We start from the raw sequence: 23,012 nt of genomic DNA on the forward strand, positions 1-23,012 counted from the left end.
TCGCCATGTGAAAGTAGGACACCGCCAGACGCCCCATTGCAAAGCCCAGCTCACTCGAGCTGGGCTTTATGCATTGGCGCGGTGGAAACGCCGACACGAAAGCCTCCCCTCGGGGAGGCTTTGTTGCGTTTGGCGTTCAGTAATAGCTGACCACCAGTTGGCCGCGCTGGCTGTTCTTGGGCGTGGCGATGCTGAAGCTGCGGCTCCGTTCGCTGCGGTCCAGATCCAGGCCATTGGCGGAGGGCTGGCTGCTGCTGCGGGCATCGGCCTTGGCTTGCAGCGGCAAGGTTTTGCCGTTGGCCAGCAACGCTTCGAGGTGGAGGGGTGCCTTGCATTTGCCCACTTGCAACTGGCTGGGGGCATTGTCGCGCGGCGGAGCGCTCAAGGACATTGGACATTGAGCTTCGACGATGCGACCGCTGAAGGTGATGACGCCGCCGCCGGCCAGAATGGCGGACGACAGCAACAGGCATGCCATGGCGGCAAGCGGCGCTGGATGTTTCATGTGAATACCCCGTTTAGTCTTGGCTAGTGTTTGCAGCGGCTCTGCGGCGGCTGTCTCGAATTGCCTTCTAGGTATAGGGGGTATCCGGATTGGGTGCAGGAAAATATTAATATATTAATTTGAATCTTAATAGATATCTGCTATATGTGTTTCAAATTGACGTGTTATTCATCGATAAATGGTTTAAAAACGCGAATGAAAGCCGCTCACCCGATCAAGAGGTGAGCGGCTTTTTTGATATGGAGCCCGCCGGCGTCGTCAGTTGCCCGGAGTGCTGCGCTGTTCCTGCTCGCGCTGGCGTTCCGCCTTGATGATTTTGTAGATCCATTGCAGCGATACGCCGTAGCGCCGCGCCAGCTCCGCGTGGTTGCCGCCGGTGAATTCGCGGTAGATCTGTTGATCGCGCTGCGCGGAGCGGTAGGACAAGCCGATGGGGAAGTAGATGTTCTGCCCGCCCCAATGCTTGGCCATGCGTTCGGCGATTTCCTGCCCCAGCTGCTCGGCTTGCTGTTGTTCGGTGTTGGCGAGCTGTTTCAGCGTCATGGCCACGTGCTGGGCCAGGTCGACGAGCAGTTCCGGGCCTTTGCTGCGAAAGCGTGCTTGCATGGCGTTGTCCTTTGGCGGCGGTATCGATGACGGCCATTATCGCTGTCTTCACGCGCGCGGCCCGGATGACGCGTGTCAGCGCCGGAGCGCGCCCTTCTTCTGTAAAGCGCATTAAAAGACCGCCGCCGTGGCGGTGGCGCATCCTTGCCCTCGTTCGATGGCCATGCGTCGTCGGCAACCGTCATCGCGAGCGATCTCGCGTTCCTTCCCATGTTGTCCAGGAGCCCGCCCGTGGCCAGCACTTCCCAGATCGTCGACGCGTTCGTCACGCGTTTGCGCGGCATTTTGCCGCAACTGAGCGTCGAGCATTATGCCGGCGCGCCGGCCGAGTATCGGCTCGAACATCCGCAAGGCGCGCTCTTGTTGAGCTACCGCGGCAGCCAGTTCGCTGCGCCGCGCGACACGGCCGGTTTCGGCCAGCAGCGCACCTTGCAGTTGGAGCTGACGCTGCTGCTGCGGCGCGCCAACGCGCAGTTCAACGATACGGAGGCGCTGGACGCGGCGCGGCGCGCCTGCCTTGGGTTTGCCGCACCGGATTGCCGAGCCGCGTGGCTGTCGTCCGAAACCTTTCTGGGGTTCAGCGACGGCATTGCCCGCTATGCCATTTCGCTGGCCGCCGACACCTGGCAGGTGGCGGAGGCGGCCATTGGGCATGAGCCCGTGTTAACCGCAGTCACTAACGAGGAGCAACCATGAAGTACTTGTATTCCGGGCCGATCAGCGGCGTCACCCTGGCCGACGGCCAGGAAATCATGTTGTTTCCCGGCGCCGAGGTGGACATGCCGGAGCAGCACGATTACACCCGCATGCTGCTGGCCTTGCGGCACCTGAGCCCGCTGCCGGCCGTGGCGGCGGAACCGACCTCCCCTAGCGCTGAACAAGGAGCTTGAGCATGGCAGCGAATTATCTGCATGGCGTGGAAACCATTGAAGTCGAACGCGGCGCGCGCCCGGTGCGCACCGTCAAATCGGCGGTGATCGGCCTGATCGGCACCGCGCCGCTGGCGCCGGAAGCGGCCAACACTCCGGTGTTGTGCCTGTCGGAAAAAGACGCGGCGGCCTTCGGCCCGCAGCTGGCCGGCTTCACCATTCCGCAAGCGCTGAACGCGATCTACGATCACGGCGCCGGCACCGTGGTGGTGATCAATGTGCTGGACCCGGCGCTGCACAAGAGCCCGGTCGCTGGCGAGGCAGTGACGTTGGACGCGGCCACCGGCCAGGGCAAGACCGCCAAGGCGGCGCTGCAGAACGTGGTGGTGAAGAGCGCCGACGGCGCTACCGCCTACGTGGCCGGCACCGACTACCTGCTGGACGCGGTCAACGGCAAGATCACCCGGCTGAAGGACGGCGCCATCGCCGCCGGCGCGGGCCTGAAAGTCAGCTATGACTACGCCGACCCGACCAAGATCACCGCCGCCGACATCATCGGCGCGGTCAACGCCGCCGGCAACCGCACCGGCTTGAAGGCACTGCAGGACACCTATAACCGCTTCGGTTTCTTCGCCAAACTGTTGATCGCGCCGGGCTTCTGCACCCAGAACTCGGTGGCCAGCGCGATGGCGGCCATGGCCGACAAGCTGGACGCCATCGCCTATGTCGACGCGCCGATCGGCACCAGCTTCGCTCAGGCGCAAGCGGGCCGCGGCCCGGCCGGCGGCATCAACTTCAACACCTCCAGCGACCGCGTGCGCCTGTGCTATCCGCACGTCAAGGTGTTCGACCCGGCCACCAACGACACCCGTCTGGAGCCGCTGTCGGCCCGCGCCGCCGGCCTGCGCGCCAAGGTGGACAACGACAAGGGCTTCTGGTGGTCCAGCTCCAACCAGGAACTGGCCGGCGTCATCGGCGTGGAGCGCCAACTGACCGCGATGATAGACGACCCGCAGTCCGAGGTGAACCTGCTGAACGAGCAGGGCATCACCACGGTGTTCTCCAGCTTCGGTTCCGGCTTCCGCCTGTGGGGCAACCGCACCGCCGCCTGGCCCACCGTCAGCCATATGCGCAACTTCGAGAACGTGCGCCGCACCGGCGACGTGATCAATGAGTCGATCCGCTACTTCAGCCAGCAGTTCATCGACATGCCGCTGAACCAGGCCACCATCGACGCGCTGGTGGAATCGGTGAACGGCTATGGCCGCAAGCTGATCGGCGACGGCGCGCTGCTGGGCTTCAAGGCCTGGTTCGACGTGGCGCGCAACCCGGAGACCGAGCTGGCCGCTGGCCATCTGCTGATCAGCTACAAGTACACGGTGCCGCCGCCGCTGGAACGTCTGACCTTTGAGACCGAGATCACCTCGGAATACCTGTTGAGCCTGAAGGGAGGCAATTGATCATGGCAGGCAAGATTGAAATCAACCGCATCACCAACGCCAACATCTACATCAACGGCAACTCGCTGTTGGGTCGCGCCGAGGAGATCAAGCTGCCGGACGTGTCCGCCATCATGCAGGAACACAAGGCGCTGGGCATGGTAGGCAAGATCGAGCTGCCGGCCGGCTTCGACAAGCTGGAAGGCGAGATCAAGTGGAACTCCTTGTACAAGGACGTGGCCAAGATCATCGCCAATCCGTTCCAGGCGGTGCAATTGCAGGCCCGCTCCAGCATCGAGACCTATGGCGCGCAGGGCCGCTTGCAGCAAGTCAGCCTGGTGACCTTCCTGACCGTGATGTTCAAGAAGAACCCGCTGGGCACTTACAAGCAGCATGAAAACGCCGATTTCAGCTCCTCCTTCTCCGCCACCTACATCAAGCAGGTAGTGGATGGCGAGGATGTGCTGGAGCTGGACTACCTGGCCAATATCTTCCGGGTGGGCGGCGACGACATGCTGGAACTGTACCGCCGCAATATCGGCGGTTGATGAAGGGCCGGCCACCGGCCGGCTTGCTGACAAGGGCCTTGGCTCATGAGGAGAGGCCCGGCGCTGCCGGGTCCCCGGAGCCGCAGGAGGCGGCTTGTCGGCAAGCAGGCCGGGGCTTTCAAGCCTTTCCCTAAAGGGCTTTAACAGACCCGCCGGGCCGTAAACCGGAAAATGAAGCTCATCAACCACGCAGTCCGCGACCAAGGAGCTCACATGAAGATCAAACTCAAATACCCGTTCACCAACGCCGCCGGCGAACGCCTGGACAGCCTGGAAATCAGCCGCCTGAAGCGCGCCGATCTCAAGGCCGCCAGCCATCACAGCCAGGACGACGCCGACCAGGAGGATTTCCTGTTCGCGCGCATGACCGGCCTGACGCTGGAAGACATCGACCAGCTCGACATCGCCGACAGCCGCGCGCTGGCGGACTGCTTTCGCGACATGGTGGGCGTCTCCGACGACGCTTAAGGACTTCGACGAAGCGCTGCTGACCGTGCTCGGCCTGCCGCCGTCGGAAATCGACGCGCTGGCGATGGACGACTACTGGTTCTGGTGCGAGGTGGCGGAGCGTGAGATCCAGCGCCGCCACGAGCGCGAACAGCAGTGGCTGGATCGAGACTGATTTTTCCTGCGCCGCGCGTTCGCGCGGCCCGGGGCCGGCCCGTCCGTCAGGACGGCCGCCGGCCCCACCCAGAGCCGCCGGAGCTGGTTTGGCGGCCTTCCCCTCATACTCACAGGCTAACACCATGGTAAGCGAGTTTTTCATCGGTCTTAAGGTGGGAGCGACGCTGTCCGGGGTCTTCGACAACGCCTTCCGCTCCGCGCGCGCCTCCTTGGATGAACTGGGCAAGACCAGCTTGCGCTTGCGCGATCGCCAGCGCGAGCTGAGCGACAGCGTGGAGCGTTCGCGCAAGGCCTTCGCCGCGCTGGATCTGCCGCAGCTGGAGCGAGATCACCACAAGCTGGAGCTGACGCTGGAGCGCTTGCGCCAGCGGCACGACGCCTGGCTGGACAGCGTCAAGCGCGGCCAGGGCGTCAAGCTCGCCCTGCCCGGCGTGTCCCAGGTCAGCGAGCTGGTGGCCAAGTGCCGCGTCGAGCTGCAGGCCTCGGTGAAGGTCAAGGCGGTGATCGAAGTGGAACAGCGGGTGCTGGAAAGCCAGGAGCGGCAAAAAGACGCCACCTGCAATCCACGCCCGCCGACCGCGCCCAAGCGCCCGACTCCGCGCGGCGACGGCGGCGACAAGTCCAAGGACGCGCCGCCCGATCTCGAATCCACCCTCCAGCGTCTGCGCACGCCCGGCATCCAGCGATGGATAGGCGTGGCCGACGCTGTTCAGCTGTCCTCGCGCTGGCTGTCCGACGCTGCCGGCAAAACCCACGAAGTCCTGTCCAAAGGCCTGGGCAATAAGGCCTTGCGCTATGTGCACGGCAAGCTCAACCCGCTGCTGGGCGGCAAGCTGCCCAGCGTCGACGCCATGCTGGGCGCGCTGGAAAGCACCCGCGACGCCGGCGACACCGTCGCCAAGGGCGCGGCCAGGGTGGGCCAGGCGCTGCGCCGTTACGCCGACACCCCGGGCAGTGTGCTGGCCAAGATCGCCGCCGCCAGCGAGACGCTGCTGAAAGAAGACGGCGCCAAGGCGGCCCAGCCGGGCAAGACGGGCGGCGGCAAGATCCGCTCCGCCATTCGCCTGTTGCAAGGCCTGCCGGCGCCGGACGCCACGCCCCTGATCGAATTCAACGACAAGGTGGGTGGCATCAGCCGCGATGTGGCCAAGGCGGCCGGCACCGTGCACAAGACCTTGTCGCAAGGCATGGGCAACAAGGCGCTGCGCTATGTGCACGGCAAGCTCAACCCCTTGCTGGGCGGCAAGCTGCCCAGCGTGGAAAGCCTGCTTGGCTCGGTGAAAGCGCTGGAGGACGGCGCGACCAAGGCCGGCGAGATCAGCGACAAGGTGGGCAAGTCGCTGCGCCGCTACCAGGACACCAAGGGCGGCTTGCTGAGCAAGCTGTGGGCCGCCGGCAGCGAATGGTTCAAGGAAGACAAGCCGGGCGCCACCCAGGGCCAGGCGGACAAGCCCGGCGACTGCATGGGCGCCAAGCCCGAGAACTGCTGCTGTTGCTGCCAGCCGGCCACGCGCGACATCGACAAGCCCGGCGATGGCATGGACCCGGATCGGGACGAGCGCCGCAAGAAAGAGCGCCGCGACAAGGAGAAAAAGGGCGACAGACGCGAGCGTGGCCGCAAGGAACGGCGCCCCAGGCCCAGGCCGCGTCCCAAGCCCAGCCCGAAACGGAGGCCCAGTCCGAAGCCGAGACCGAGCCCCAGGCCCAGGCCGAGCCCGCGTCCGCGGCGCCTGCCCAAGGGCCGTGGCCTGCCCGGCGGCATCGGCGAGGTGTTCCGCCGCGGCGCGGCGCTGGCCAAGGCCGGAATCAAGGGCCTGGGCAATGCGCTGAAACAGGTGCCGGGCATGCTGCGCGGCGGCGCGCAGAAAACCGGGGACTGGCTCAAGAGCCTGTCGGGCAAGGCCAAGGCCGGCGCGCAGAGCGCGGCCAAGACGGCGGGTTCGGTGGCCAGCCGCGTCGGCGCGGGGTTGAAGCGTCTGCCTGGACTGGCGCGCGGCGGCATCGGCAACGCGGCCAAGCTGGCCAGAACGGTGGCCCAGCGCGCGGCGCCGCTGCTGAAAACCGGCGCCGGCGTGGCCAAGGCCGGACTCGGCATCGGCAAGGAAGTGTTCAAGCGCACCGGCGGCCTGCTCAAGGCCGGCGTCGCCGGCTCGGTGATCACGGCGTTGGAGGCCGGCCAGGAAGCGTGGAACGTCAGCAAGTCCAATCGCAGCCAGACCGAGAAGAACAAGGAGTACTGGAAGATAGGCGGCAAGGCCGGCGGCTCCATCGGCGGCGCGGCGATGGGCGCGGCCATCGGCAGCATGATCCTGCCCGGCGTCGGCACCCTGGTGGGCGGCGTCATCGGCCACTTCGCCGGCAAATACGCCGGGGAATGGGCCGGCGGCAAGGTGGGCAACGCCATCCACGGCGCGGCCATGCCCGGCAAGGCCAAAGCGCCGATGGCGGGCGGCGCGACGCCCGCGACCCAGGCGCCTGCGCAGCTTCAAGCGCAAGCCCAGGCGCAAGCGCGCAGCCAGCAGCTGCAACGCCTGCAACAGGGCGGCGCGGCGGCCAGGGCACCGGCCAAGAGCGCGGGTGGCGGCATGAACATCAGCTTCGCGCCGCACATCACCGTCAACGCCGGCGCGCCGGCGGGCGTCAAGCAGCAGGTGCAGCAAGCGATGCAGCTGTCCTTCACCGAGTTCGAGCGCCTGATGCGGCGCTACGAGGCGGATAGGCAACGGCGTAGCTATAGCGCCCGCGCTTAAGCCGCGGAGCCTGGCGCGCTAGCGCGCCGGCTCCTGTTTCCACCTATTTGGAGGGCAACCCATGTACGCGGTACTGGGCAATATCGAGTTTGATCTGATCACGTATTTCGACGGCCTGGAACAGCGCAGCGGCAGCGACTTCGCCGAGCATGGCCGCATCGGCGGCAAGCCGGTGCTGCAATTCGTCGGCGACAAGCTGGACGAAATCCGCATCGACCTGGTGCTGCACGCCACCTATTGCCAGCCGGATGAGGAGCTGAAAAAGCTGCAGGCGGCGCGGCAGCAGCATCAGGCCTTGGCCTTGGTGCTGGGCAACGGCGATTACAAAGGCCGCTTCGTCATCACCGAGCTGCAAAGCACCGGCCGCCAGACCGACCGCAGCGGCAGCCTGCTGGCGGTGGAAGCCCAGCTCAGCCTGCGCGAGTTCGGCGGCGACGCGCCGCCCAAGCCCAAGCCGGCGCTGGCCAAGGCCGGCGCCGGGCTGCCGGCGGGCAAGCTCAAGCTGCCGGCCGGGCTGGAGCGCTTCAAGGCCGACATCGCCGGCCTGGCCAAGGTGGTAGCCCAGGTCAAAAGCGTGGTGGGCAAGGTCAAGACCGTGATCAACACCGCGCGCGACATCCGCCAATTGGCCGGCCGCGATCCGGCCGCCGCGCTGGAAAAACTGCCCGGCCTGCTCAAGGAGGTACAGGCGGTGGCGCCCGGCCTGCAAGTCAGCGCCGAGCAGATGGCCAAGTTCGAGCAATACAGCAAGCTGGCCGGCGACGCGGTGCGCGTGGGCCAGAGCCTGCAGCAGGCCAAGCTGAACATGAGCGCGATGGGCCGGCTGCTGGCCGGCACCCAGGCCGGCCAGGTGCTGGACAAGCTGGCCGCCTGCGAAGAAATCAACGGCCGCTCCGAAGTGGCCTTGCGCGAACTGGCCGAGCCGCTGGCCGGCCTGGCCGCCAAGGCCGCGGTGCGGCGCATCCTGAGGTGAAGCCATGTTCCTGAACCATGTGACTCAAGAAAACGAACGCTGGGACCAGATCGCCTGGCGCTATTACGGCGACGTCGGCCAGATGGCGCAGCTGATCGCCAACAACGCCCATGTGCCGATAGGCGAAACCCTGCCCGCCGGCCTGACCCTGGCGATTCCGGTGCTGGACGCCGCCGATAGCGCGGCGCTGGAGCAACTGCCGCCCTGGAGGCGGCCATGAGCGACAGCCGCGTGCAAGACGTGCCGACTCCGGCTTTCGAGCTCAGCTACAACGGCAAATCCATCACCGCAGACATCGCCGGCCACGTGCTCAGCATCGCCTACACCGATCACCTGAGCGGCGAATCCGATGAACTGGACGTGGAACTGGAGGACGTGGACGGCCGCTGGCTGGACAGCTGGTATCCGGACAAGGGCGCCACGCTGGCGCTCAAGCTGGGCTATCGCGGCACGGCGCTGACGGCGGCGGGCAGCTTCGACATCGACGAAGTGGAATACCGCTCGCCCCCGTCCACCGTGCGCATCCGCGCGCTGGCCACCGGCGTGCAGCATCCGCTGCGCACCAAGAACGGCCGCGCCTATGAGCAGATCACGCTGCAAGCGCTGGCCCAGCGCATCGCCAAGCGCCACCGCATGAAGCTGCAGGGCAAGATCGAGGCGGTGAACATAGACCGGCTGACCCAGTATCACGAAACCGATCTGCAATTCCTGCAACGGGTGGCGGACCAGCACGGCTATGTCTGCAAGGTGATGGATAACAACCGCAAGCTGGTGTTCTGGAAGCGCAGCGACCTGATGCAGGGCGCCAGCGTGCGCCGCTACACCCCGGCCCAGCTGATGGGCTGGCAGGCGCAGGACCAGCTCAGCAAGGTGCCGGCCCAGGTGGACGTCAGCTATCACGATCCGGCCAAGCGCGTGCTGCGCACCGCCAGCGCGCGCGCCGACGCCAAGGCGCCGGGTGGCAAGGCCAGCAGCGCCGACACCGTCAAGCTCACCCGCAAGGCCGCCGGCAAGCGCCAGGCCGAGCAGATGGCCGCGGCGGAGCTGGAGCGCCGCCAGCTAGAGCGCACCCGCATGTCCGTCACCGTGGACGGCTCGCCGCAGCTGGCCGCCGGCAGCAATATCGATCTGGACGGCTTCGGCAAACTGTCCGGCCGCTACCAGATCCAGCGCGCCAGCCACCGCATCAGCCGCCAGGACGGCTATGTGTGCGAACTGGAATTGAAACGGGTGGCCGCCAGCGCCGCCCAGGATAAAAGGAAAACCCCATGAGCGACGTCCCCCTGCCGGAAGCGCTGGCCACCCTCAAGTTCGGCAGCGTCTCCGCCGTCGATGAAAACACCCAGCGCGTGCGGGTTCGGCTGCCGGAATTGGGCAGTCTGCGCACCGCCTGGCTGCCGGTGCTCAGCCGCAAGAGCGGCCGCGACAAGGACTACTGGCTGCCGGACATCGGCGAACAAGTGGCGGTGCTGCTGGACGCGCGCGGCGAGGACGGCGTGGTGTTGGGCGCCATTTTCTCCGCCGCCGACGCGGTGCCGGTGGTCAGCCGCGACAAATGGCATCGCCGTTTCGCCGACGGCGCGATCCTGGAATACGACCGCGCCGCGCATCAGCTCACCGTGCGCGGCGGGGTGAGCAAGGTGGTGGTGGAGGCGGGCGCCGAGATCACCCTCAAGGCCGGTGCCAAGGTCAGCATAGACGCGCCGGCGACCGAGATCAGCGGCACCTTGCTGGTCAAGGGCCTGCTCACCTATCAGGGTGGCCTGAACGGTTCCGGCGGCGGCGGCGCCAGCTTCGCCGGCAATATCAGCCAGAGCGGCGGCAGCTTCAACAATGCTGGCGGCGATGTGGTGGCCAGCGGCAAGAGCCTGGCCGGCCACGTACATCCGGCGCCGGGCGGCATGACCGGCGGGCCGGTGTAAACACGGCGCTTAAGATCCGCCGCGGCGTCAAGCACCCAGCCCCGATGGCGAGAGCCATCGGGGCTGGGTTGCGTCTAGAGGCAAGGCTGTCAGATCAAGCGGTTCAACTCGCTGGCCGCGTTCAACTGCATCGCATGCAGCGGCTCCAGCATGAAGGCGAGATGGTTGCCCGGCGCGGCGTCGTCCTGGCACTGCCACAGCAACTGCAAGGCCGCGGCCAGGCTGGAGTTGGCGGCGTCCAGCTCCACCAGATGACGGCTGGCGATCTGATGGATAGATTGGTGGCAGCGGCTCAGCTCATCGATCACCGCGTCCAGCATGCTCAGTTCGGCATGTTGCCGCCGCAGCGCCTGCAGCTGGGCGATTGCCTGCCCCAGCTGATGCGTGGGCTTGCCGGGCAGCGTCTGGAGCGGAGAAGAGGGGGTTGCCATGATGAAGTTTTCCAATGGATGTCGGCGCGGCCGGTCCGGACCTCGCCGGCACAGGGCGGGAGCGGCCTGACGGCCGTTGCGGGGCGGCGCGCCCGGCGCCGGAAAAACGCGGCGCGACGGGAATTGTCGTTCAGCGCCGGCGCCGGGGTCAAGCGTTGGCTGGATCCGGACGCGCCGCGTGCTGTCTTTAGTTTGTGTTCCACATTTTCCTTTGCGAGCGGTCTGGCGCCAGCTATAACCACACTTGCATGTAATGATATAAGCATGCTTATTTTTGATAGAAAATACTAAGTGAATGTACGTAGTGCGCTGCAGCTTGGCGCCGGTTCACGATCTTGCGCGCCGGGGCGCTGCGGCCGAGAAAGCGGAATGTACGCGTGGTACATGCGCATTTCGAGGACGCATTCGCCGTGTGGGGTTTCATAAGGCGTAGCGGATGTTGAACCGGCCCTAGGGAGGGGCGGCCCGGCCGCCCCATGGCGGCGCCGTCCGTGGCGGAGCTGATGCAGGCTGGCCGCAAGGGGACGGATGGCACCGAGGCTTCTCAATACAAGGAGCAGGATCGATGTCATTGCAACAGTCTGTCGCGGCTGGCTTGGGTCTGGCGCTGGTCTGCGCCGTCGCCGGCGTCCAGGCCGCCGACATGCCGGAGGCGTCCGCCGCCGCCGCGTTCAAGGCCATGAAGAATACGCCGGCGGCGCGTCACAGCTATTACACCGGCGGCGTGCACAACACCGTCGGCTGTCCGCTGCCGGGCAGCTGCGTCTATCCGCGCAAGCCCGGCGAACCCAGCGATCCGCTGTTCCCGGAATGGTGGGTCAGCAACTGGACCATGTACCGCATCTACAATCAGGCGGCGATCCAGCAATACCCGCCGCCGTACGCCTCGCCGCCGGCCGGCATGACGGAAGGCCAGGACTACGAAAAATCCTACGGCGCCAGCTACTACGATGCCAGCTATGTGCCGGCGGACGGCGACGGCCGCGGCGCGATGATGGAGCATTATGAAAAGCGCTGCCTGCCGATCTTCCCCGGCAGCAACCAGTACAGCTGCTCCTTCGTGTCCCTGGGCAACAAGGCTTACTTCCTGCGCTACGCGGACCGGCCCAAGGGCACGCCGCAGTGCTGCCAGTTCTCCTTGGACAACCACCCGCCGCGCCGCGACTTCATCAAGCACCTGCCGTACAACGCCGAGCAGAGCACCCATCTGAACGGCAGCGTCCAGGCGTACTCGCGCATCGTGCAGCCGGGCAGCATCCTGTTCGGCTACGCCTTCTACAAACAGCCGACGCGCGACGGCGGCAAGGGCGCGCCGTACCGCCATCCGCAGTCCTTCTTCTTTTCCGGCGATCCCGGCTCGCCGCCGGACGCGCCCATGGTCAGCCAGAACTACAGCAACTTCCGCGCGCAAAAGCCGGACCCGAAACGGACCTGGCTCAAAGTGGCCGAAATGTGCCTGGCCAAGCCGGAATGGTGCTGCCTGTTCGCCACCGATTGCCCGGACAAGGGCAAGGCGGACGCGCCGGCGGCCGACAAGGCCAATGCCCAAGCCGACCCGAGCTGGGCCACCCTGCAGCCGTAAAGGAATCGCCATGAGTTATCTCGACTCTCCCCGCATCCACTTTTCCGGCTACTTCCAGTCGGACGTGTCCACCGTCAACAACAATGTCTGTTATTACGATTCCGACGCCTTCAAGGAGCAATACCAGGAGTACGGCGACGGCGGCTGGAACCCGCAGGGCACCGCCATCTTCCGCTTCGTCAGCTGCAGCGTCACCGGCGCCAGCCTCAACGGCAAGCCCATCACCAGCAGCGCCCAGGACCCCATCATCGGCATGGCGATGGAAAACGCCGATTGCCGCGCGCCGGGCAAGATGGCGGACCTGGACCCGCAGCAGCAAATGGTGTCGCAGATCTGGGCCTTGCAAGTGCGGCTGACCGATAATGTCGAGCGCGCGCTGTTCATCGGCGACATGCTGCCGGTGGGCTTCATGAATCTGTGGCTGCGCCAGCAGCACGGCGTCCGCTCCGACCAGCAACTGGCCGCCAACTACCAGTCCATCCTGGAAAACGTGCAATGGCACGGGCACAGCCGCTCGCCGGTGCTGGAAGCGATGCGCAAGGCCAGCCAGCACGGCCTGCTGGCCATCGAGTTCAATCTGTTCGGCTACGGCCGCGACCCGTCCATCCCGCGCTACACCCAGGGCCATATCGTCGGCACCATCGGTCCCTATCACGAGCGCGAGCCCAAGCATTTCGTGCTGGGCCGGCAAATGACCGCGCAGCTGGATCAGGATCCGGACGCCTACCCGCTGGTGCCGGCAGGCGGCGTGTACTGCTTCCAGTGCAAGAACCACCCGGAGCGCCAGACCCTGACCGCGGACTTCGGCAACGCGCTGCCCATCGTCGACGCCAGCGGCGCCTTCGTCGATCTGGGGCCCTTGACGCTGGCGGTGTTGAAACAGCCGGCGCAAGCGCCGATCAGCGCCAGCCTGAGCCAGGACCAGGTCATCGTGCTGGGCCAGGTGGCCTATGACCCGCCGCAGCCGGGCGCGGCGGCCAGCGACGAGCCGTCGCCGTGGTTCCGTCAGACCGCGGCGGTCCAGGACTTCGACTACTCGGCCATTCCGGGCGCCAGGCAGGCGCTGGAAGCCTGCCCGCTGCTGTTGCTGAGCCCGTCCGGTTCCGGCTACCAAGTACTGGTGCAAGAGTCCATCGACGGCCTCTATGTGCGTTCCGACGAACATGTGCTGCGCTTGAACGCCGGCGAGAAGTTGCCGGTCAGCTTCTTCGCCAGCCGTTACGGCCAGCCGCTGTCCGCGCAGGTGAACGTGGAACTGCTGCCCGACGGCGCCACCCTGATGGGCGGCGGCCAGCCGCTGCCGCCGTCGCCGCCGCACAACAAACCGGTGCTGCCGCCCAAGATCAGCGTGCCGGCGGACGCGGTGCAGTACCCGGCGTCCTTCCACACCAACGACGGCGGCCACGGCCGCGCGGTGATCGGCGCGATCCCGGCCGGACCGGGCAATCCACGCGGTTATATCGACGGCCAGTTGTACGGCATCGGTTATCAACTGCAGCAGCAACCGCAGGACTATGTCAGCAACTACTGGAACTTCGTCAGCGTGCTGGCCTTCGACCGCGTGCCGGAGCCGGAGCACCCCACCTGGTACGACGATATCCGGCCCATCTTCGTCCAGTACGGCAACCTCTATCCCATCATGAGCAAGCATGTGGTGGATCTGGGCGATTACGACTCCGTGGTGCGCCATCTCGACATCCTCAAACTGGCGTTCTCGCTGCCGATGAGCGATCCCAATCACATGCCGGTGACGCGCGATCTGTCCGACGACAAGCGCGCCATCATCCTCAAGTGGCTGCGGCGGACCGACGCCCAGGGCAAGCCGCTCAAGGGCACGCCGTCGGCCAAGGCCGCCGCCGCGCCCGCGCCGCAGGCGGTGGACGCCAACGCGGTGGCGGTGACCTTGGACGATCTGCAAATCGCCGGCAAGAGCGCGGTGGTGCTGCAACGCCAGGCGCAGCGCAAAGCCGCGCCGTCGAAGGATTGAGGGAGAACAGACCATGATTCGCTTGCAACGCAGCATCATCCACGGCATCCGCGCCGCCAAGACCGCGGCCGACCTGCACTACTACCTGCAAAACGCGGTGGAACTGGAGCATGCCACCATTCCGCCCTATCTGACCGCGATGTTCTCGCTGAAGGCGGGCTACAACGAGGAAATCCGCCAGCTGATCCACAGCATCGTGATGCAGGAAATGCTGCACATGTGCATCGCGGGCAACATCCTGATCTCCATCGGCGGCCATCCGCAGATCAACAAGCCACCGTTCATCCCCAAATATCCGGGGCCGCTGCCGATGTCCATCGGCGGCGAGGGCTTCATCGTCGGCATCGAGCCGTTTTCCAAGGAGCTGGTGTTCAACACCTTCATGGTGATCGAGGAGCCGGAAGACCCGGTGCCGGTGGAAACGCCCAAGCTCGCCGCCGAGGACGAGCCGGACTACGCCACCATCGGCGAGTTCTACGACGCGATCAAAAAGAAGATCAAGGAACTGGGCGACGGCATCTTCATCCCGGCCACCGTGCCCAAGCAGGTGCTGGGCTGGTTCTCGCCGGAGCGGCTGTTCCCCATCACCGACGTGGCCAGCGCCCTGCACGCCATCAACATCATCATCGTCGAAGGCGAGGGCACCAGCACCAACCCGAACCAGTCGCCGGGCAACCCGGCGCACTACTACAAGTTCGGCGAAATCTACTACGGCCGCCGCATCGTCAGCACCCCGGACGGCGGCTACGCCTACGCCGGCGCCCCGGTGCCCTACGACGAGGACGGGGTGTACCCGATGGTGTCCAACCCGCAGGACTACGACTACCAGGACAACACCCAGGCCAAGGTGAGGGTGGAAGCCTTCGCCTACAGCTACAGCAGCCTGCTCAACGCCTTGCACCAGGCCTTCAACGGCGAGCCCAAGCGCATCGATACCGCCATCGGCCTGATGTACGACCTCAAGGTGCAGGCGGTCAGCCTGATGGAAACGCCGGTGGCGCCGGGCAGCGAGCAGACCGCCGGGCCCAGCTATCGCTACGTGAATACGCAAGGAGGGATGGACACCAGCGATTAACGCCGTCCGCCATTGCGCAAGGCCACAGCGGTCCGGCGGATGCCGGGCCGCGTTTGCCATCTCGCCGAGTCGTCAACGCGCGGCAGACACTAGAACAGCTTCTTAGGAACACAGCCATGCCACTGCCAGCCAGCAAGTCCCAGCTCAGCCCGGATCCGGGCGGCCGCAGCGCCGGCGCCATGACCATGCAGCGCTTCAGCGTGCCGTTCGAATACCCGGTGTATTTCGGACGCGGCCTGCTCAGCGATCCCGGCAACCTGCTGCTATTGCAGGCGATCTGCCGGCGCGAGCCGGAACGGCGCCATCGCTTCGTGGTGGCGATAGACCAGGACGTGGCCGCCGCCCATCCGCGGCTGCCCGCCGCCTTCGAACGCTACGCCCGGCGCCACCGCGCGGCGCTGGAACTGGCCGCGCCGCCGCGGCTGGTGCCGGGCGGCGAAGCCTGCAAGAACGACCCGGAGCAGCTGTTCGCGCTGCAAGGCTGGCTGCAGCACTGCCATGTCGACCGCCACAGCTGCCTGGTCATTGTCGGCGGCGGCGCGCTGCTGGACATGGCCGGCTTCGCCGCCGCCACCACCCATCGCGGCGTGCGCGTGGTGCGCATGCCCACCACGGTGCTGGCGCAGAACGACTCCGGCGTCGGCGTCAAAACCGCGATCAACGCCTTTGGCGCCAAGAACTTCCTCGGCGCCTTCGCGCCGCCGTTCGCCGTGCTCAACGACTACGACTTCATCGCCAGCCTGCCGCGCCGCGACCGCATCGCCGGCATCGCCGAAGCGGTGAAAGTGGCGGCGATACGCGACCGCGCCTTCTTCGACTGGCTGGACGCCAACGCCGAAGCGCTGGCCGCCGGCGACGACGACGCGATGCAATGGATGATACGGCGCTGCGCCGAACTGCACCTGAACCACATCGGCCAGGGCGGCGACCCCTTCGAGTTCGGCAGCGCCCGGCCGCTGGATTTCGGCCACTGGGCCGCGCACAAGCTGGAAGCGTTGAGCGGCTACGCGCTGCGCCACGGCGAGGCGGTGGCGATAGGCCTGGCATTGGACTGCCGCTACGCGGTGCTGGCGGGCCTGCTGCGCGAAGCGGCCCAGCTCAGCCTGCACCGGCTGCTGCTGCGGCTGGGCTTCGCGTTGTGGCACCCGGCGTTGGACTGGCGCGACGGCGAGCGCCGCCAGCTGCTGGCCGGCCTGGATGAGTTCCGCGAACACCTTGGCGGCGAACTGACCATCACCCTGCTGCAGCGTTTGGGGCAGGGCGTGGAAGTGCACGCCATCGACGCGGATCGGATGAACGCGGCCATAGACTGGCTGCGCGACAGGAGTGATGACCATGTTGCTGCTTAACCCCCAATCCCGCCCGGACAGCCAGGCGGCCGGCCAATTCCCCGCGACCCACCTGAGCTATTGCAGCAATATCCACCCCGGCGAAAGCTGGTCGGAAATGCGCGCCCAGCTCGGCTTCCACCTGCCGCGCATCAAGGCGCGGGTGGCGCCGGACCGGCCGTTCGGCATCGGGCTGCGCCTGTCCGCGCTGGCGTCGCGGCAACTGGAGGCCGCGCCGGCGCTGGACGAGTTCCGCGCCTTCCTGGCCCAGCACCAATGCTATGTGTTCACCATCAACGGCTTCCCCTTCGGCGCCTTCCACCGCCAAGCGGTGAAGGACGCGGTCTACCTGCCGGACTGGCGCGATCCGCAGCGGCTGATCTACAGCAACCGGCTGGCCCAGTTGCTGGCCGCGCTGCTGCCGGAGGAAATGAACTACGGCAGCGTCAGCACCGTGCCCGGCGGCTATCGCCAGCACCTGAGCGGCGACGGCAGCGCCGCACTGTGGATTTCCACACATCTGCTGGAACACGCGGTCTTCCTGCACCGCCTGCACCGCGACAGCGGCCGCCGCATCGTGCTGGCGCTGGAACCGGAACCGGATTGCCTGCTGGCCACCAGCGAGGACGCGGTAGCCTTCTTCGAACTGCACCTCCTGAGCCGGGCCGCGCTCAACCAGGTGGCCAAATGGTGCGGGGTCAAGCGCGAGGAGGCCGAAGCCATCGTGCGCCGCCACCTGGGCGTGTGCCTGGACGCCTGCCACGCGGCGGTGGAATACGAGCAGCCGGAAGACGCGGTGGCGCGGCTGGAACAGGCCGGCCTCTCCATCGCCAAGCTGCAGCTCAGCTCCGGCCTGCGCGTGACGCGGCCGGACCGGATGGCGGCCGAGGCGCTGCGCGCCTTCGCCGAAGACACCTATCTGCACCAAGTGGTGGCGCGGCGCGGCAGCGAACTGCTGCGCTACCCGGACCTGCCGATGGCGCTGGCGGCATTGCCGCAGCAAGCGGCGGACGAATGGCGCATCCACTTCCACGTGCCCATCTGCCATGCCGCGCTGGGGCCGTTCGCCAGCACCCAGGACTTTCTGTCGCGGCTGCTGGCGCAGCAACGCCTGCGGCCGATATGCAGCCACCTGGAAGTGGAAACCTATAGCTGGAGCGTGCTGCCGCCGGCCCATCGCCAGGGCGACCTGGGCGAGGCGATCTGCCAGGAACTGCAATGGGTGGAGGGCCAGCTGCGATGAGTGGCCAGCGCGCGCTGCCGATACCCAAGACCAGCGCCCGGCGACGCCTGTCGCGGCGCCACGCGCGCCAGACCCGGCGGCGCGTGGCCGGAGTCTGGTCGCTGGCGCTGCGCCTGGGCCGGGTGTCCAACCTGCCCACGGTGTGGAGCAATGTGCTGGCTGGCGCGGCGCTGTCCGGCCACGCCGTAAGCGGCGGCGCGCTGGCCTTGCTGCTGCTGGCGCTGTCGCTGATCTACGTGGCCGGCATGTATCTGAACGACGCCTTCGACCGCCGCATCGACGCGCGCGAGCGGCCGGAGCGGCCGATTCCCGCCGGCCTGGTGTCGGCGCGGCTGGTGTTCCTGGCCGGCTACGCGCTGCTGGCCGCCGGCGTCGCCGTGCTGGCGGCGCTGGGCCCGTCCGCCTTCCTCGCCGGCCTGTGCCTGGCCGCCACCGTGCTGGTGTACGACCTCTGGCACAAACGCAACCCGCTCAGCCCGCTGCTGATGGGCTTGTGCCGGATGCAGGTCTACCTGATCTGCGGCCTGGCGCTCAGCGGCGGCGCGCTGTCCGGCCTGCTGCTGCTGGCGGCGCTGGCGCTGCTGGCCTATCTGATCGCGCTGACCTATGTGGCCAAGCAGGAAGGCCGCGCCGGCCTGGGCCGGCTGGCGCCGCTGCTGGGCCTGGCCGCGCCGCCGCTGTTCCTGCTCAGCCAGCCGTTCCAGCCCTGGACGCTGCCCTTCCTGCTGCTCAGCCTGGGCTGGAGCGCGCACTGCCTGCGCCTGGCCTGGCCCGGACCCGGCCGCGACATGCCGCGCGCCGTCGGCGGACTGATCGCCGGCATCGCGCTGGCGGACGCGCTGTTCATCGCCGCCGCCGGCCTGCCGCAGTGGGCGGTGCCGGCGGCGCTGGCCGCCTGGCTGACCCTGAGCTGGCAACGCCGGGTGCCCGGCACCTGAACGGAGAGTCGCATCATGGAAATGCAAACCATGCTGGCGGATCAGATCCACGCCAGCCTGCTGGACGCCGCGGACCGCCACAACGCCGCCCAGGCGCTGGTGTGGCTGGAGTCCTGTCGCCGGTTCGCCGCCGCGCCGGACCCCGAGGCCGCGCGCCGGCTGTTCAGCGTGGCCAAGCGGCAATTGGCGGCGCTGACCCTGCTGCCCAAGGGCGCGCTCAAGGCCTTGCAGGCCCAGGGCGTGCTGGCGGCGGAAGCGTGGTCGCCCGGCGACGCCGGCCGCGCGCTGCTGCTATTGCGCGCGCTGGCCGCCGGCGCCGGCTTCGAACTGGCGTTCGACCTCTACCGCGGCGGCGACAGCCTGGAACAACAGGCCGTGGTCAAGGCGCTGATCCTGCTGCCGGAGCCGGAACGCTGGCTGGCGCTGGCCACCGACGCCAGCCGCAGCCACGTGGCCGGCGTGTTCCAGGCGCTGGCCTGCGACAACGCCTACCCGGCGCAATGGTTTCCCGATCTCAATTTCAACCAGCTGGTGCTCAAGGCGCTGTTCACCGGCGCGCCGGCGCGGCATATCGCCGGCCTGGAACGGCGCTGGAGCCCGGAGCTGGCACAGATGGTGGCCGCCTACGCCAGCGAGCGCCGCGCCGCCGGCCGCAGCGTGTCCGACGACATCGTTTTCCTACTGCAAGGACTGCATCATGAAAATGTTTGATCCGCACATCCACATGACCTCCCGCACCACCGACGACTACCAGGCGATGAGCCGGGCCGGCATCAGCGTGGTGGTGGAGCCGGCGTTCTGGATGGGTCAGCCGCGCCGCCATGTCGGCAGCTTCGACGACTACTTTCTGTCGCTGCTGGGCTGGGAGCGCTTCCGCGCCGCCCAATTCGGCATCCGCCACTTCTGCACCCTGGGCCTCAATCCCAAGGAAACCAACAACCCAGACGTGGCCGATGGCGTGATGGCGTTGCTGGAGCGCTACCTGGACAAGGATGGCGTGGTGGCGGTGGGGGAAATCGGCTTCGACGACGAAACCCCGGCCGAAGAGCGCTACTTCGCCCGCCAGCTGGAACTGGCGATACAGTTCGACCTGCCGGCGCTGGTGCATACCCCGCACCGCGACAAAAAGGCCGGCACCGTGCGCAGCCTGGCGCTGGTGCGCGACAGCGGCATCGCGCCGGAACGGGTGCTGATAGACCACAACACCGAAGAAACCCTGCCGCTGGTGCTGGACTCCGGCTGCTGGGCCGGCCACTCCATCTACCCCAACACCAAGATGGACGAGCCGCGCATGGTGGCGCTGGTGCGCCAGTACGGCAGCGAACGCATCATCATCAACAGCGCCGCCGACTGGGGCGTCAGCGACCCGCTGAAAGTGCCCAAGACCGTGGACGCGATGCGCGCCGCCGGCATCGCCGAGCGCGACATCGAAACCATAGTCTGGCGCAACCCGCTGGATTTCTTCGCCCAGAGCGGCCGTCTGGACATCGAAGAAGCCAACAGCCCGCTGGCGGTGGACCAGCGCCGCCTGTACCAGGGCAACTCCGTGCTGCGCGGCCAGAACCCGCAAGTGGACATCGTGGACTGAAGCCATGCAACGTACCCTGGTGTTGAACGTGGTGGGCCTGACCCCGCAGTTGCTGCGGCACGCGCCGCACCTGAGCCGGCTGGCGGCGCGCGGCGCGCAGCGGCCGATCAGCGCGGTGATGCCGGCGCTGACCTGTACGGCCCAAGCCACCTATCTGACCGGCCTGCTGCCGCAGGCGCATGGCTGCGTCGCCAACGGCTGGTACTCGCGCGAACTGGCGGAGCCGCTGTTCTGGAAGCAGAACAACGCGCTGATCCAGGGCGAGAAACTCTGGCACGAGGCCAAACGCCTGCACGCCGGCTTCAGCTGCGCGCAATTGTTCTGGTGGTACAACATGTACGCCGACGTGGACTGGAGCGTGACCCCGCGCCCGATCTACAAGGCCGACGGCCGCAAGCTTCCGGACTTCTACTGCAATCCGCCGGAACTGCACGCCGAGCTCAGGCAGAAGCTGGGCGATTTTCCGCTATTCCACTTTTGGGGGCCGGCGGCGGACATCCGCTCCAGCCGCTGGATCGCCGACTGCGCGCTGCACCTCTACCGCTCGCGCCAGCCCACGCTGACCCTGGTCTACCTGCCGCATCTGGACTACTGCCTGCAACGGCTGGGGCCGGACCATCCCGGCGTGGCGGCGGAAGTGGCGGCGGTGGACCAGCTGTGCGGCGAACTGATCGAGCAGGCGGACCGCGATGGCGGCCACATCATCGCCTTGTCCGAGTACGGTATCACCCCGGTCAGCAACGACATCGCCATCAACCGCATCCTGCGCATGGCCGGCTGGCTCAAGGTGCGCGAGGAGCAGGGCGAGGACAAGCTGGACTGCGGCGCGTCGGCGGCCTTCGCGCTGGCGGACCACCAGATCGCTCATGTCTATGTGCGTCAGCCGGAACTGGTGCCGGAGGTGAAGGCGCTATTGCTGGAGCTGGACGGGGTGGAGATGGTGCTGGATCAGGCCGGCAAGCGTCTGCTGGGTCTGGACCACCCGCGTTCCGGCGAATTGGTGGCGGTGAGCCGGCCGGATCGCTGGTTCAGTTATTACTATTGGCTGGACGACGCGCACGCGCCGGACTTCGCGCGCACGGTGGATATTCACCGCAAGCCGGGTTACGACCCGGTGGAGCTGTTCCTGGACCCGACCTTGAGCTGGCCGAAGTTGAACATTGGCTGGACCTTGCTGAAGCGCAAGCTGGGCATGCGCAGTCTGTTGGAGGTGATTCCGCTGGACCCGTCCCTGGTGCGGGGCTCGCATGGTCGTCCCACCTTGAATCCGGAGCATGGGCCGGTGTTGATCAGTTCTTTGCCGGAGGGTTTGCCGCCGGGGGCGGTGCCGGCGACGGGGGTGAGGGATGTGATCATGAATCATTTGTTTGGGGAGGTGGAGGCGGGGGTGGGGTATGGGGTGCATGGGGTGATGGAGTAGGGTGTATGCCAAATGTTTTGGAACATACCGTGAGAAGTAGCTCTAGGCATTGAATGGGAGTTGTGTATGAAAAAAATTATTTTAAGTTGGTTGCTACTTTGGGGATGTGTAGCCAGTATTTTAGCTGAAGGCTTGTCTTTTGGGATGTTTACTTCTTCTGCTGAGAGGGTGAAAGAGTTCAAACAGTTTTTTCGTGTAGGGGGTCGCGTGTCGGAGGCGTTGGAGATTAATGGGAAAAATATCGCTTGCCTGATGGAGATTGGCGAGTAGCTGCTGTTGTGGCTTCTGTTGGAAATATTAGAAATGTATCAACAGGGAATGAGGATAGCTCCAATCCGCATGGGCAACTATTTTTATTCTCTAGCGATAAATCAGAGGTGGATAAATTTTTGGCAATTACTCTGCCATTAGGTCCGCTGCGTAATCGTAGCTGGATAGGTAATCTTCCTGGTTTGTGTCAGGCTGATTGGAGCCCGAAATCAAAGATTTGGCAAGAAGCAGTAAGCTTGGACCATGCGGCATTGGATTGTTCAGCGGTTTATGTTGGTAGGGTTTTTTCCTGGAATGACGATTTGACGAATGCGGCGAAGTTTGGATTGAAAGACTTGGGAGTAAATTATGGTCGTGCGGCTAACTATTTAGCTTCTGGTACTTATTTATCGAGAGGGGCGGGAACTTATTTCTTGACCTACGGAGAGTACGTTGATAGTGAGCGCTATGAAGGTGTAACTCCTTTTAAGGGGAAAAATGAGAAAGTGATTGAAATGTTCAACTATAAATCTGATAAATTAAGACGTGGTTTTCACCAAGATGTTGGAGGCTGATATTAGCCCTTCGGCTAGTAAAAGTGTGTGCTTGGCAATATGGTCTTAATTTTATTTATGTGTTGAATCCGCTGCGCGGATGATGATTTTCATTGCCGGGGCTGCCCGGCAGGCAGGAAGGGGAATTTGCTCGGCCAAATTCCCCTTCACCCCAAAGGCCGCCCTGCAAGCCTGGCCTGCGGCTTCCCGCCGGGGCCCGTCAGGCCCGAGGCGCGGCTGAACTCGCAGCGCGCTAACGTCGCGCTGCTCGAACAAGCAGCCGCTTAAAACCTCGGGCCAGCCACCCGACGGCAGGCTTGAAGGGGCCAGGGGAGCATCGGATACGTGGTTTCTCCTTGGCTCTTTGGAGATATCCACAGA

Annotated in this window: 26 protein-coding genes; 22 read left to right on the forward strand and 4 right to left on the reverse strand. The window is 66.0% G+C overall.

All coding sequences use genetic code 11. The features are described 5' to 3' along the window. Positions 1-136: 136 nt before the first annotated feature. Both ACE3QM_RS20605 and ACE3QM_RS20610 read right to left on the reverse strand, forming a co-directional pair. Positions 137-505 (reverse strand): hypothetical protein, encoded by a 369-nt coding sequence (locus tag ACE3QM_RS20605; protein ID WP_156183697.1) that lies wholly within the window; start codon positions 503-505, stop codon positions 137-139. Positions 506-763: 258 nt separating this feature from the next. After that, positions 764-1,111, reverse strand: a complete 348-nt coding sequence (locus ACE3QM_RS20610) for a Mor transcription activator family protein (RefSeq protein WP_374424500.1) — start codon at positions 1,109-1,111, stop codon at positions 764-766. A gap of 231 nt (positions 1,112-1,342) precedes the next feature. Here ACE3QM_RS20610 and ACE3QM_RS20615 point away from each other — a divergent pair, with 231 nt between their 5' ends. The 11 genes from ACE3QM_RS20615 to ACE3QM_RS20665 all read left to right on the forward strand — a co-directional run bounded on the left by ACE3QM_RS20615 (position 1,343) and on the right by ACE3QM_RS20665 (position 10,236). Next, positions 1,343-1,807, forward strand: coding sequence for a Gp37 family protein (locus ACE3QM_RS20615; RefSeq protein ID WP_231462378.1), 465 nt, complete (start codon positions 1,343-1,345; stop codon positions 1,805-1,807). Next, positions 1,804-2,001, forward strand: coding sequence for a hypothetical protein (locus ACE3QM_RS20620; protein ID WP_374424503.1), 198 nt, complete (start codon positions 1,804-1,806; stop codon positions 1,999-2,001). Before ACE3QM_RS20615 ends, ACE3QM_RS20620 begins: the two co-directional genes overlap by 4 nt. Positions 2,002-2,003: 2 nt before the next feature. After that, positions 2,004-3,440, forward strand: a complete 1,437-nt coding sequence (locus ACE3QM_RS20625; protein WP_048408046.1) for a phage tail sheath subtilisin-like domain-containing protein — start codon at positions 2,004-2,006, stop codon at positions 3,438-3,440. Between the two features lie 2 nt (positions 3,441-3,442). Next, positions 3,443-3,967, forward strand: coding sequence for a phage major tail tube protein (locus ACE3QM_RS20630; protein ID WP_048408047.1), 525 nt, complete (start codon positions 3,443-3,445; stop codon positions 3,965-3,967). A gap of 213 nt (positions 3,968-4,180) precedes the next feature. Then, positions 4,181-4,435 carry a phage tail assembly protein gene (locus ACE3QM_RS20635; protein WP_019101636.1) on the forward strand — a complete coding sequence of 85 codons (255 nt, stop codon included), beginning with the start codon at positions 4,181-4,183 and terminating at the stop codon, positions 4,433-4,435. Between the two features lie 25 nt (positions 4,436-4,460). Continuing rightward, the gene (locus ACE3QM_RS20640) at positions 4,461-4,589 is read left to right on the forward strand and encodes a GpE family phage tail protein (protein ID WP_191186169.1); all 129 of its coding nucleotides are present in this window, start codon (positions 4,461-4,463) and stop codon (positions 4,587-4,589) included. Between the two features lie 124 nt (positions 4,590-4,713). After that, positions 4,714-7,341 carry a hypothetical protein gene (locus tag ACE3QM_RS20645; protein ID WP_374424506.1) on the forward strand — a complete coding sequence of 876 codons (2,628 nt, stop codon included), beginning with the start codon at positions 4,714-4,716 and terminating at the stop codon, positions 7,339-7,341. Positions 7,342-7,402: 61 nt separating this feature from the next. Next, entirely contained in the window at positions 7,403-8,314 is a 912-nt protein-coding gene (locus ACE3QM_RS20650; protein ID WP_374424508.1) for a phage tail protein, read from the forward strand. Between the two features lie 4 nt (positions 8,315-8,318). Beyond that, positions 8,319-8,534, forward strand: a complete 216-nt coding sequence (locus tag ACE3QM_RS20655) for a tail protein X (protein ID WP_048408050.1) — start codon at positions 8,319-8,321, stop codon at positions 8,532-8,534. Then, a complete protein-coding gene (locus ACE3QM_RS20660) occupies positions 8,531-9,586 on the forward strand; it encodes a phage late control D family protein (RefSeq protein ID WP_374424510.1) in 1,056 nt (351 codons plus the stop codon). The genes ACE3QM_RS20655 and ACE3QM_RS20660 overlap by 4 nt, the downstream gene beginning before the upstream one ends. After that, positions 9,583-10,236, forward strand: a complete 654-nt coding sequence (locus tag ACE3QM_RS20665; protein ID WP_231462373.1) for a phage baseplate assembly protein V — start codon at positions 9,583-9,585, stop codon at positions 10,234-10,236. Before ACE3QM_RS20660 ends, ACE3QM_RS20665 begins: the two co-directional genes overlap by 4 nt. A gap of 89 nt (positions 10,237-10,325) precedes the next feature. Here ACE3QM_RS20665 and ACE3QM_RS20670 read toward each other — a convergent pair whose 3' ends face one another. After that, positions 10,326-10,667 carry a hypothetical protein gene (locus tag ACE3QM_RS20670; RefSeq protein ID WP_048408053.1) on the reverse strand — a complete coding sequence of 114 codons (342 nt, stop codon included), beginning with the start codon at positions 10,665-10,667 and terminating at the stop codon, positions 10,326-10,328. A gap of 565 nt (positions 10,668-11,232) precedes the next feature. Here ACE3QM_RS20670 and ACE3QM_RS20675 point away from each other — a divergent pair. The 11 genes from ACE3QM_RS20675 (at position 11,233) to ACE3QM_RS20725 (ending at position 22,652) form a co-directional block, all read left to right on the forward strand. Continuing rightward, the gene (locus ACE3QM_RS20675; RefSeq protein ID WP_374424511.1) at positions 11,233-12,249 is read left to right on the forward strand and encodes a hypothetical protein; all 1,017 of its coding nucleotides are present in this window, start codon (positions 11,233-11,235) and stop codon (positions 12,247-12,249) included. Positions 12,250-12,259: 10 nt separating this feature from the next. Beyond that, entirely contained in the window at positions 12,260-14,236 is a 1,977-nt protein-coding gene (locus ACE3QM_RS20680; protein ID WP_374424513.1) for a hypothetical protein, read from the forward strand. 13 nt (positions 14,237-14,249) lie between these two features. After that, complete coding sequence (locus tag ACE3QM_RS20685; RefSeq protein ID WP_048408055.1) at positions 14,250-15,311, forward strand: ferritin-like protein; 1,062 nt, start codon at positions 14,250-14,252, stop codon at positions 15,309-15,311. A gap of 116 nt (positions 15,312-15,427) precedes the next feature. Then, positions 15,428-16,660: a 3-dehydroquinate synthase gene (locus ACE3QM_RS20690; protein ID WP_374424515.1), complete on the forward strand. Its 1,233-nt coding sequence runs from the start codon at positions 15,428-15,430 to the stop codon at positions 16,658-16,660. Next, positions 16,647-17,882, forward strand: a complete 1,236-nt coding sequence (gene eboE, locus ACE3QM_RS20695) for a metabolite traffic protein EboE (RefSeq protein ID WP_048408056.1) — start codon at positions 16,647-16,649, stop codon at positions 17,880-17,882. The genes ACE3QM_RS20690 and eboE overlap by 14 nt, the downstream gene beginning before the upstream one ends. Further along, complete coding sequence (locus tag ACE3QM_RS20700; RefSeq protein ID WP_156183700.1) at positions 17,879-18,820, forward strand: UbiA family prenyltransferase; 942 nt, start codon at positions 17,879-17,881, stop codon at positions 18,818-18,820. Before eboE ends, ACE3QM_RS20700 begins: the two co-directional genes overlap by 4 nt. 15 nt (positions 18,821-18,835) lie before the next feature. Further along, positions 18,836-19,531 (forward strand): EboA domain-containing protein, encoded by a 696-nt coding sequence (locus tag ACE3QM_RS20705; RefSeq protein WP_231462366.1) that lies wholly within the window; start codon positions 18,836-18,838, stop codon positions 19,529-19,531. Next, positions 19,518-20,408, forward strand: coding sequence for a TatD family hydrolase (locus ACE3QM_RS20710; protein WP_197081345.1), 891 nt, complete (start codon positions 19,518-19,520; stop codon positions 20,406-20,408). Before ACE3QM_RS20705 ends, ACE3QM_RS20710 begins: the two co-directional genes overlap by 14 nt. Before the next feature lie 4 nt (positions 20,409-20,412). Then, positions 20,413-21,828, forward strand: a complete 1,416-nt coding sequence (locus tag ACE3QM_RS20715; RefSeq protein ID WP_231462365.1) for an alkaline phosphatase family protein — start codon at positions 20,413-20,415, stop codon at positions 21,826-21,828. Positions 21,829-21,894: 66 nt separating this feature from the next. Beyond that, positions 21,895-22,098 carry a hypothetical protein gene (locus ACE3QM_RS20720; RefSeq protein WP_374424519.1) on the forward strand — a complete coding sequence of 68 codons (204 nt, stop codon included), beginning with the start codon at positions 21,895-21,897 and terminating at the stop codon, positions 22,096-22,098. Beyond that, a complete protein-coding gene (locus ACE3QM_RS20725) occupies positions 22,074-22,652 on the forward strand; it encodes a hypothetical protein (protein ID WP_374424521.1) in 579 nt (192 codons plus the stop codon). Before ACE3QM_RS20720 ends, ACE3QM_RS20725 begins: the two co-directional genes overlap by 25 nt. Positions 22,653-22,703: 51 nt before the next feature. On the opposite strand, the gene ACE3QM_RS20730 is transcribed toward ACE3QM_RS20725, so the two are convergent. Further along, the coding region (locus ACE3QM_RS20730) for a hypothetical protein (RefSeq protein ID WP_374424523.1) at positions 22,704-23,012 on the reverse strand (309 nt) is incomplete at its 5' end.

It is taken from the genome of Chromobacterium sp. (genome assembly GCF_041912965.1).
GTDB classification, from domain to species: Bacteria; Pseudomonadota; Gammaproteobacteria; order Burkholderiales; family Chromobacteriaceae; genus Chromobacterium; species Chromobacterium aquaticum.